Here is an 8,705-nt window from a genome sequence, read left to right on the forward strand (position 1 = left end):
TAGTAGGCTTATCTTGTAGAGCAAGGTGAGTGAGATCTCTTTATGAGTCGGGTTTCCCCAAAAAGTTTTCCCCAAGGTATCATTACGAAAGGCCACACAGATAAGAATTTCCAGTTTCTGGTTCTGTCCGGTAATGTTTTGCTTCTAATTCAATCTCACCTTGCTAATTTACCGCCGTCCCAGCGGCGGAGCGCTAATAGGGCTGTGTTCTACTTCGAATGTTTCCTGTGGCTAATCAACCATCCACCTATCACAAGCACTCTAGACCTTCGAACAAATGCTTTTCTGAGCATTCAGCGCCTTTTCTATGGCGCGCTTTACTCAAACTGTTTTCTGGCTGCTGAAGTAAAATACTCAGGCAGACAGAGACTTGTCCGGTATTTCTTTAAACTCCTCGCTGAGCTGTCTAAATCGTCTCCTATCAATATTTTTGTATATTCAGACCTTACAGATAGCCAGGTCCGAGAATGCATCGCTCAGTTTGAAGCTATTGGGATTGACCCTGTACGAGCAGCCAAGCTCATGGGGTGGCAAGTCGCAGACAGAAGCGCGAACTCATTTCGATTAAAGATGGGAGCCATCTTCGATGTTTTTGGGCCTGATTTTACGATGGAATTACACCAGGAGAGTAAGAAGCACGCCTTGGCTCATAGTCATTATAGTAACTACGCTAATGTGGTCTCTCGATTTGATGATTTTCTGCGCTGGTATGACGATGATCCGATAGACAGACCTTCCTTAAACGCTCACGTGCTCCAAGATCCAGTCTTTGTATATCAGCTTTTCTGGAGCTTTCAGCGCTGGCATTTCGAAGGGTACTCCGAGCGGAGCCAAACCCAACCGACGGAACGGGTGTTGGCAAACCTTCAGCGCCAATGGATCAGAATCATCTGTTGGGCAAAGTCTGTTCTGGTTAGCGGAGGGCTTATGTGTTCCCCGCTTGGCGATGTGTGGCCCGAAGGGAGCAAAAAGCTCACTCGATTCCTCCATGAAGTAGGCCACCATCGATACGCTGATGGTGAATCCCTTGTATCACAAAAGCTTTTGACCCAGATCCCACTGTCTGTCACAGATAAGGAGGCAACGGAGCTTCTATTCAGACAGATCGAAGACGACTTCAATAAAGTCGTTCGGTGGGCTCGACGGGAGATTGATCACATAGCTCATCGTTTGAACGTTATTGATCAGGCCTGCGATCAAGGGGATCTGATAACGCTAGGTTCTCGAATATCTGCTCGGGCTTATGGCCAGCCTGTGATGGGGATGAACAGCCTTATCAGAACTGTAAAAGAAACCCACAACGGATTTGCAATCATCGACCACGCTATGCGCGGCCACTTGGTAAGCGCAACAGGGAGTTCTTTTTCAACATCGGAGTTAGCGGCGAATCTGGCTATGCCGACGAAGTATGCGATTGCTCCCATCGCTCTCTGGCTAGTAGCGCAGCATCCCGTTCTGACCGAGGCATCTCTATTGAAATGCGAGTTATTCGACCGAAACGGTAAGCGAACCGGCTTTGTTAAGACCGACTCTGGATCTGTGCTTGTTGTGAAGAAAAACCGGAAAGGGAAGCAACAGGAGGTTGTACTGAGCGACGACGCAGCTTCGGTGGTCGAGCTGCTTATCCAGATCACGGCCCCGGTTAGGCGCTATCTCAAGGAGAAAAGGGATGATGCCTGGCGACGATTGTTCATCGTCGCGGGTGGTCAGGGCTTTCAGGAACCTTACACTTTCACAAACCAGACCAGCTTCGCCAAGATCCTCCGGCAGAAAGCCTTTATACAAGCTCATAGCGCCGAGTTAGGAGACATGGTCTCCGTATTGTCGCTGGCCCGGATAAGGGCTACCGCAGGTGTTCTCGTCTACCTCAAGTCGTTAAGCATAGAGAAAATGGCAGAGTCACTAGGCAACTCGAAACGAGTCGCCATGAACCATTATCTGCCGCCTACCATCATGCAGTTTTTCCAAGAGCGGTGGGTCAGGATTTTCCAAAACGCGGTGATTGTCCACGCTATGAAGGACTCTCCTTATCTGCTTGATGCAACGGACTTTAGCAGCATGAGTGAGTTGGATATGTTTCTAGAGGCGCATGCCCTTCGAACGCCGCCTGAAGAACCCGAACAGCTGAGTAGTTCCTCTGAGCAAATATCTGGTTCGTCAGATCCAGAGATCGTTATTTCTATCGATGAAGGCGTTCTTGGTGTGCTCCTCTCGCTAAAAATGGCCGTTGAGCAAGCTGGCCCACGTGCGGCGGGAACGGCTGTGTACTGGAGCCAGTTCGCAGCGAAGATAGAGGCTCACATTGAATCTGATGGTTATCTAGATCCATATATCCGCGGTTGTCTAGTTAAGGCTAAGGGGATAGCGAATCCTCAACAGTTTGAGGGTCTAGTCTATGGATGATAGCAGCGCGCTACCTCGCGAATTGGACTTCATAACGCGATCAGTCGATGCGGATCTAGGACTATTCCGAAGCGCTGAATGGCTCAATTCGAAGTTCGATGACCCAGTATGGAGCGCTCGTTTTGCCGAAAATGGCAAGAGAGACACTGTTATTGATTTCAGGGTTAGGCTCGATGATGGGCTACTGCTCACCCACCCAAGACATCACAACCTTTTGGAAAGCATAAAGGCATATTTATGTCTGTCGTCCCATCCGTTGGCCACCGGAGGCAGCCAGCTTGCCCCGAAGACGGTACAGCAAAGGGTTCGTACGACCTTAGGTATCATCGACTACTTTCTCCTGAGAGCCGAGCATTTCCAACTGGCATCCCATCAGTTCAAGCTAATTACGCCGCATGACATAACTGAGTTCATGGCTGTGTTGGCTACTGATCAGTACGCTAAGAACAATCTCTACGCTGCGCGTGAAGAGCTACAGCGTTTCCTTCGCCTCAACAGCCATCAGGTTACGAAGCTGGAGACACAGTACGTTCTATCAAAGGTTCCTGGAATCGCTATTGTTGATGATGTAGATGAGAGCAACCTTGGCTTATCAGAGTCGGAGATTGTTGCGGCTAGGATTTTTCTGTGGATCAACGGAAACTACAAACGCATACCGATTAAGGCGGGTAGTCATGGGCATTCATTTTTTAGTCATCAAGTTTCTCCAAACAGTATCTACTCTGAAATTTATCATGAGCGAACTTTAGTGACGCCTAAATTCCGGGGGCTGGTGCTGGACGAGCTCCACTTTAGCCCATCCGAGAAGACCTTTAGAGAGTATCCCATGGTTTCGTCCATGGTTCTGTATGATGATCCACTTCCCTCTGAGGCTGGGGTTGATTTCTACCGACAATCGCTTAAACGGATGGAACTCCTTAAGCTCTGTGGGCTGGACCATATCAACCATCTTTCGCTAACAGCCTTGGATAATAGAGCTTTCCTCGGGCAACTTAAGATGAAGGGCACCGGGCGTTACCGGTCGCTGCCTCGGGACGTCGTATTTTCATCGTTTCGGAACGCAGTGGAGTTCTACTTAGATTTGGGTCAGGTCCTTATCGATGGTTATCTGGCCTTGGCGCGAGAGGCTGATGCACGTGGATGTGCCATCGGGGATTTGACCCAATCTGAAACGATAGAGCTGATCCCAAAGAGGTTGCGAGACATCGGAGTAAGTATCTGGGATCTCTCGGCAGATTTTCGCGGGCAGAACCGTGGAGGCGGTAGCGCTCTGTTTTTTAAGCGGTTCAGAGAGAATGAGGGACTGCTCCAGCTAATTGAGGTACTTTATGGTGCCATCTGGATAATACTCGCTGCGCTTAGTGCCAGACGTTCTGGAGAGCTTAGGGATCTTAAGGCAGATACCTGCCTTGTTAAGAAGTCCCATGGCTATTATTTACAGTTTGACTTGCGGAAACGGAACTTCGGCAAGACTCGTGAACAGGTCCTTCGTCCCATTCCCAATGTCGCGGCCCGGTGCATTCTGAGCTTGGGTGATCTTCGTCAGAAGCTCTCCTTGCTTAGTTCAGTTACGATTTCAGATAGGCTGTTCAGCAAGCCTCATTATCGCGAAGTTGGCCTGTCTGCGATGGGTTCAGTAGACGCGGCCAAGGTGCTAAACCGCTTTTCTGACTATTTCGAAGTCCAACAGGACGCTACTGGGCATCGTTATTACATTCGTACCCATCAACTTAGACGCTTCTTCGCTATGACATTCTTCTGGGCCGGCGGATTTGGCGGCCTAGACACACTTCGGTGGTTTTTGGGTCATACGAATGTCGAGCATGTTTATCACTACATCACAGAGACCGTTCCAGGAGAGGTGTTGCGAAGAATCGGTGCCGAATACGCATCTGATGCACTTCTCATAGGGCAGAGCAACACAGAAGATCTGGGTAATCTCCTACGTGAGCGTTACGGATTGTCATCATTTTCCATCATGCAGTCGGATGAAGTCGCAGACTATATCGAAGACCTAATGATGGAAGGGTTGCTAAAGATAGAGCCAGTCTTCTTCGACACACCGACAGGAAAGCGCCATGAGATCCTCTTTAAAATCACCGGAGAAAATTCATGAAGAAAGCATCACGGCAGGTGTCTGCTCAGCTTGAGATTAGCAACAGATCTGTTCTTTCTCGCGTTGAGTATCTCGAATCGATTATTCACTCACCCGCCGAGCATCAAGAAAACATAACACTTTTGATCGCTTTGAAGAGCCAAAGTGGACTTGCAAAGCTGGCGGTTAGCGAAGCTTTTATTTCTCCTATGTCTCTCAATACGCTTAAGAACAGAGCGAATGACATACTCCCTGGTGGGTTTACGACTATTGATCACCTGAGACGCCAGGCCGCAAAAGCTATTCACGATTCAACCGTAGTCAAGCCTTCATCGTCCTCTATAACCAAGCAGGACCTCAAAGATAAGATTAAGGCTCAGGAAAGGACCATCTCTCAGTTGTGGGATGAAATCGCACTGGTTACGAATGTTTTTAGAGAATCAGTAACACTCGCCCAACAGTTTGCCGAGAAATGCCCAGACCCGGCAGATCTGATCCTTTTCAAAAAGCGCCGTAGAGAGCTGCTTTTAATGTTCTCATTAAGCAAGCGGCCTCAGACGCCTTTACATGAGAGCCCGTCCAATGCCGAAGGATGAGAAACTCTATAATCTAACGAGCGATGTTTTCCGATTACCTTACGGGGTTGATCGAAATAGCCACGTCCTCAGCGTCAGAGCTGATAACATTCCGCTTCTCTGTTGGCCCGATGGCAGGCCGTGCACCGAGGCGAACCTATATATGCTGCACTGTTTTGAGCGTGGACTTTCCCGTAAGGAAGGCGGTGGGACACTTACTCAATATGCCAAGCTTCTTTCACACCTTATTCGCTTTTGCTTTAACAACAACTACTCATTCATAGGGTTGACTGATTCTCGCTTTTCACTATTCATCAGAACGCTCCAAGGAGAAATGGATCCACGAAAACCAGAGCAGAGAAAACGGAGAGCAGCCCATGTGGCAAACATAGGGAGAACCTGCCTCGGCTTTTTAGGATTCGTTGGAGAACTCTATCTAGAACCGTCGTTCGTCGGCGCCGCAGGAACGATCAGGGCTGAGACGAAGGAGTTCAAGCTGGCTGGTCAGAGAAAGCAGATAGTCCATACCTATTGGCATCACCATTCCTTTCCTAACCCCGAGCCTCCAACACGGCGCTTACCTATCAATTCTACAAATATCGCAAAACTGATCGAAGTGATTCCGGATGTGAGCACGACGACCTATCAGAGAAGACGGCGTTTCATTCTGGTCAAGCTTTTGGAGATTACTGGGGCAAGGCGAGTTGAGATCGCGAACATCAGAGTCGAAGACATCTATAACGCGAGGAAGATGAAGCAAGAGCCTGTTCTCAAGGTCTTCACCGCCAAGCGCTCGGGAGGAAGGGAAGAGTACAGATACTTGCCGGTTTCCAAAATGGACCTTGAATTGATCGTAAATTTCATCGAAAAGTTCCGACACCGGATCATTAAGAAGACCATCGGTAGCGCTAGTGACTTGGGCTATCTGCTGATTTCGGAAAGTAGTGGACTAAGGCTCGCTACCGAGACGCTGACGAATGAACTACTGCTGCTTGCCAAGGCTGCCAAGATCGAAGAGCAAGCCTGCGCACACATGTTCCGGCATAGATTCATTACCAAGCTTTTTGTGGCTTTGATTGAGCAACATGAATTCGAAAATGGGGACGATTTTCGGCGTGCTCTCCTGGATGGTGAGACCCTCAAGAGAAAGGTTCAAGAGTACACGGGGCATACTTCGATCAGTAGTCTTGAACCGTATATTCACTTGGCTTTCGAGGAAGTGGCGAGGTTTGGAAGTACCTTAGACCTGATTAAAGCAAAGCTTGCCGTTGAATCGCTACGGTCCAATCTCAAGGACATTGCTATCGAACTCAGACACGGCAGGAGTCCTACTGAATTGAGCGCCCTCCTCCGCGACTATATCGACTTGGCGCTGGAGGAACTCAGTAGCGCCTCAATTTCTACAGAGAGCTGACAAGATATGGGCAGAATGAGTTCATATGGGAATCCAGCACAAGATTTTATTGAAAAGTCGGTCGATCTCAACGAAATGCTGATCACCAATGAGTACTCTACGTTTATTGGTAAAGTAGGCTCTCGTTCCATGCTAAATGCTGGTATAGATATTAACGATAAGCTCATAATCGATAGAAGCTTCAATGCCAAGCATCTAGATATTATTGTTGCTCAGCTAGAAACAGACTTTACCGTTAAGCGGTTGATGATCACCAAGCAAATGTCAGCTGGTGAAATTAATGAAATTTTTGGTCCAGATGCAAAATCTATCCCTCCAGTTTGGCTTAAAGCAGAAAACCAAGAGCACTCACATATTTTTCTAAAACCTGAACAGGAATTGATTGTGTGGGGCGTAGTGACTTACATCATTAAAGACGCACGAAAATGACAAACCGGGTATTTATTCATGTTGATATAAATTCGGCATATTGTTCGATGGAAGCATTTTGGAACCCTAAGTTAAAGGGTAAACCATGCGTTGTCTTAAGCTCTAATGACGGAACAATCATCGCGAGAAGCGCTGAAGCTAAACTCTTAAAAATCCCGATGGGTGCGCCACTCTTTAAGGTCCAAGACATCATCAATAAACATAACGTTCATGTGCTATCGAGCAATTTTGCGCTGTATGGCGAAATGTCACGCCGTTTTCATGGAATATTATCTGGTTTTGTAGATCCAAGCTGTTACAGCATTTACAGCATTGATGAAGGCTTTATAGAATTTACTCAATTTACTAAAAACTTTGATGCTACTGAAATGGCACGGGAGATTCGGCATCAAGTATATAAGTTTATTGGCTTAACAACGTGCGTGGGTGTTGGTAGAACACTGACTGAAAGTAAAATGGCCAACAACCTTGCCAAAAAGAATCCAGAATTAAATGGAATCTGTAATTTAGTGACAATGAGCCTGGTAGATGTCGAAAGCTACTATCAAAGCATGCCAGTTGATGAAATATGGGGTGTAGGGCGAAAGTACGCTAAAAAGCTTAATGACATGGGGATTTTAAGTGTGCTGGATCTTGCAACATCCAACCCGAATCGAATGCGTGAACTCTTCAATGTGAATATGCAAAGTACGATTTTAGAATTGCTTGGCCAGCCATGCTTTGAATTTGAAAGTTCACCTAAGGCGAAACAACAGATTGTCTCGAGCAAATCTTTCGGCCAGAAAATTACTGAGCTCTCAATTCTTCAAGAAGCCGTCAGCAAATATACCCATAATGCATTCAATCGGCTTGTTGCTGAACACCAGCTATGCGGATCTCTGATTGTTTTCTTGCAATCCAACCCATTTGACCAGTCAAAACCGTATTACAGCAAGTCGTTAACATACACGTTTACCCAACCTACAAACAATTTGATGCAACTGGTTAAAGCTGCCACATCACTGATTGATAAATTGTACAAAGAGGGGATAGAGTTTAAGAAATGTGGCGTGATGTTGTGTGAATTGATAAAAGAAGAACATCGCACGATCGGCCTACTAACTGACGTAGAGCAGCTTGAAAAAGAGCAAGCGTTAATGACGGCGTTTCAAAACATTCAAAGTAAGTTTGGCAAGGCTAAAATTGCTGCTGGATCATGTAATCTGAAAAATAGAGATTGGGAACCTAAGTCAGAACGTCAAAGCCGTAACTATTTTAGTGAGGCTGGTATGATTGTCTTCAATTGATTCATTTGAGGGAATTTGTTGGCAATGACGGGGATGGTCAGACTCGAACTGGCATTCAAGGAATCAAACCTTTGCCTTAAAGAGATTGATCAAATCTCAAAATCAATTGGCTACACCCTCGGAAATATAAGAAATTAAGATTGCTGATAGCTTCTTGGTGATTCAGCTGGTGTACCATCATCATATCGCCAAAATAAGAAGCTTCCACTCCATTCGACTTCACCTGAAGCATAGTCACGGATCTTATCGCTCCAGCGGATAGGTTTAATTTCATGGTCTAAGAATTCATCCCACACAATAAACGCCGTGCCATCTTTGTTTGGGATTTGGTCCTCTATGAAGAACCAGGGTGACTTCACATCAACAGAACAGCGTTTTGTCATTTTGTCTCTCTCACTCTTTTGAGTCGTATGCATATTCATATAAGCCTCAAATCAATTGAAAAGATCCTGGAAACTGTTTTGAACGTCAGATCGTGCGATCGGCGCTGTTTCTTGTTGCTG

General features: G+C 46.7%; 7 protein-coding genes. 6 read left to right on the forward strand and 1 reads right to left on the reverse strand.

Annotated elements, in window-relative coordinates; translation table 11 throughout:
- The first annotated feature begins 42 nt into the window (after window positions 1-42).
- The 6 genes from C9E89_RS20690 (at window position 43) to C9E89_RS20715 (ending at window position 8,202) form a co-directional block, all read left to right on the forward strand.
- Window positions 43-2,403, forward strand: coding sequence for a hypothetical protein (locus C9E89_RS20690; RefSeq protein ID WP_025441398.1), 2,361 nt, complete (start codon window positions 43-45; stop codon window positions 2,401-2,403).
- Entirely contained in the window at window positions 2,396-4,519 is a 2,124-nt protein-coding gene (locus C9E89_RS20695) for a site-specific integrase (protein ID WP_025441397.1), read from the forward strand. The genes C9E89_RS20690 and C9E89_RS20695 overlap by 8 nt, the downstream gene beginning before the upstream one ends.
- A complete protein-coding gene (locus C9E89_RS20700) occupies window positions 4,516-5,094 on the forward strand; it encodes a hypothetical protein (RefSeq protein WP_025441396.1) in 579 nt (192 codons plus the stop codon). The genes C9E89_RS20695 and C9E89_RS20700 overlap by 4 nt, the downstream gene beginning before the upstream one ends.
- A gap of 313 nt (window positions 5,095-5,407) precedes the next feature.
- Window positions 5,408-6,487, forward strand: a complete 1,080-nt coding sequence (locus C9E89_RS20705; RefSeq protein WP_158088367.1) for a site-specific integrase — start codon at window positions 5,408-5,410, stop codon at window positions 6,485-6,487.
- 15 nt (window positions 6,488-6,502) lie between these two features.
- Window positions 6,503-6,916 carry a translesion error-prone DNA polymerase V autoproteolytic subunit gene (umuD, locus tag C9E89_RS20710; protein ID WP_228199091.1) on the forward strand — a complete coding sequence of 138 codons (414 nt, stop codon included), beginning with the start codon at window positions 6,503-6,505 and terminating at the stop codon, window positions 6,914-6,916.
- Entirely contained in the window at window positions 6,913-8,202 is a 1,290-nt protein-coding gene (locus C9E89_RS20715) for a Y-family DNA polymerase (RefSeq protein WP_038350012.1), read from the forward strand. The genes umuD and C9E89_RS20715 overlap by 4 nt, the downstream gene beginning before the upstream one ends.
- 134 nt (window positions 8,203-8,336) lie before the next feature.
- Here C9E89_RS20715 and C9E89_RS20720 read toward each other — a convergent pair whose 3' ends face one another.
- Window positions 8,337-8,498 carry a hypothetical protein gene (locus C9E89_RS20720; RefSeq protein ID WP_228199092.1) on the reverse strand — a complete coding sequence of 54 codons (162 nt, stop codon included), beginning with the start codon at window positions 8,496-8,498 and terminating at the stop codon, window positions 8,337-8,339.
- Between the last annotated feature and the right edge of the window lie 207 nt (window positions 8,499-8,705).

This window comes from Acinetobacter sichuanensis (assembly GCF_003024515.2).
Taxonomy (GTDB): domain Bacteria; phylum Pseudomonadota; class Gammaproteobacteria; order Pseudomonadales; family Moraxellaceae; genus Acinetobacter; species Acinetobacter sichuanensis.

Excerpts from the sequence above, each read along its gene's own strand:
- C9E89_RS20690 (WP_025441398.1), top strand. The coding sequence starts at position 43 with ATGAGTCGGGTTTCCCCAAAAAGTTTTCCCCAAGGTATCATTACGAAA.
- C9E89_RS20695 (WP_025441397.1), top strand. The coding sequence starts at position 2,396 with ATGGATGATAGCAGCGCGCTACCTCGCGAATTGGACTTCATAACGCGA.
- C9E89_RS20700 (WP_025441396.1), top strand. The coding sequence starts at position 4,516 with ATGAAGAAAGCATCACGGCAGGTGTCTGCTCAGCTTGAGATTAGCAAC.
- C9E89_RS20705 (WP_158088367.1), top strand. The coding sequence starts at position 5,408 with ATGGATCCACGAAAACCAGAGCAGAGAAAACGGAGAGCAGCCCATGTG.
- umuD (WP_228199091.1), top strand. The coding sequence starts at position 6,503 with ATGAGTTCATATGGGAATCCAGCACAAGATTTTATTGAAAAGTCGGTC.
- C9E89_RS20715 (WP_038350012.1), top strand. The coding sequence starts at position 6,913 with ATGACAAACCGGGTATTTATTCATGTTGATATAAATTCGGCATATTGT.